The 1241-nt window shown below is 33.9% G+C and carries 2 protein-coding genes; both read left to right on the forward strand.

Annotated features, from left to right (window positions below):
* Positions 1-24 precede the first annotated feature (24 nt).
* On the forward strand, positions 25-465 hold the full coding sequence (locus AB0411_RS37980; RefSeq protein WP_366421760.1) for a hypothetical protein: 441 nt from the start codon (positions 25-27) through the stop codon (positions 463-465).
* A complete protein-coding gene (locus tag AB0411_RS37985; protein WP_366421761.1) occupies positions 435-881 on the forward strand; it encodes a hypothetical protein in 447 nt (148 codons plus the stop codon). Before AB0411_RS37980 ends, AB0411_RS37985 begins: the two co-directional genes overlap by 31 nt.
* The last annotated feature ends 360 nt before the right edge of the window (positions 882-1241 follow it).

Consider the following 1241-nt stretch of genomic DNA (forward strand, 5'->3'; position numbering starts at 1 on the left):
GAAAAAGAAATAGGAGTGAGTTGAATGACTGAAATACAAGTATTACTTGCTTATATGCGGCAGTCTAAGCGTAAGGTAATCAAGCCTAGTAGTTTAGAGCATTGGTTTGAAATGAATGATTACTGGATAAAAGAAAGACAACTCAAATTGTTTCAACAATTACAGCGAAGCAAGGCATTAAGGATCATGGAAAATGGCGAAATCATCCGAGTCGAGGCAATGCAGGAGTATTTCGTGTTGTTTGATTATATGCAGACACAACGAAAATCACAATTAGCGCAGATTTACTTTAATCAATGGTTAGCCGAACAGCCATCATGGCCCGCGAAAAAGACAGAACGACTGATTCGTCAATTACATTGCACAGAGACAATTAAAATAACTGAATTTGGTGTGATCATTTCACACGAGAAACAAAAGAGAGGGGAAAATGGATGGCAAAAGGTACAGCAAAGAAGAGCATAAAAGGCAAAAAGAAACGATTTTTCCAATTGGAAGAACTATTGTTAGAGGAGAAGGACATGGAGTTTGTGATCGGACAAGAAGATTTATTTGCGAATAATATCCAGTTCGAACATGATGAAGTGTTACCTGGTGAACGAGCCTATATCGTCACAAAAAAAGTCGTCCAGTCTACCCCATTATATAAAAAGCAATTGATTTGTTTGCGTTATATCCGTTCGTTGAGAGTCGTGAATAACTTGGAAGAAGGGCGACTGGTAAAAGAAGTCCCGGTAGCAAAAATTATTCGTTCAAATAGAGGGTTTTATTTCATCGTTGATCGAGAAAGAGTGACACAGTCGTATCATCAAAGAAAACAAAGAAAACAGCGTAACCAACTAGCAGGAGTCATTGCCGAAGAGACGTTTCGAAATTACTAAGAGACATAAGTGTTCGCTTATAAAAATGTGAATACTTTCGCAAAAATGGCTTATTACAAATTTTAATATTTTGAAAATGTTATCTTTATAAAAATGGTTTGGAAATATATTTATATAAATTCAATGTTAAAGTAGCTATTTTTGATATAAATACCAATTGGTCTATATTAATATATGTTTTATTAAAATTGTATGAAAAAACACAGGTTATCGTTTGGCGAAAATTATTTGGTTTGATATGCTTAATTTATAGTTATTTTAATTTAAGTGAATCCTAGCTTAATAGTTGCCAGGGAGATCTTTAAAACCAAACTCCAATTTTTAGTTTATTAGTTTAAGAAGACCCTTTTGAAAGTCTCA

This window comes from Streptomyces angustmyceticus (assembly GCF_040701845.1).
GTDB lineage: Bacteria > Actinomycetota > Actinomycetes > Streptomycetales > Streptomycetaceae > Streptomyces > Streptomyces angustmyceticus_A.

What these genes read in the sequence shown, in the direction of transcription:
- AB0411_RS37980 (WP_366421760.1), top strand. Translation starts at nt 25, where the DNA reads ATGACTGAAATACAAGTATTACTTGCTTATATGCGGCAGTCTAAGCGT.
- AB0411_RS37985 (WP_366421761.1), top strand. Translation starts at nt 435, where the DNA reads ATGGCAAAAGGTACAGCAAAGAAGAGCATAAAAGGCAAAAAGAAACGA.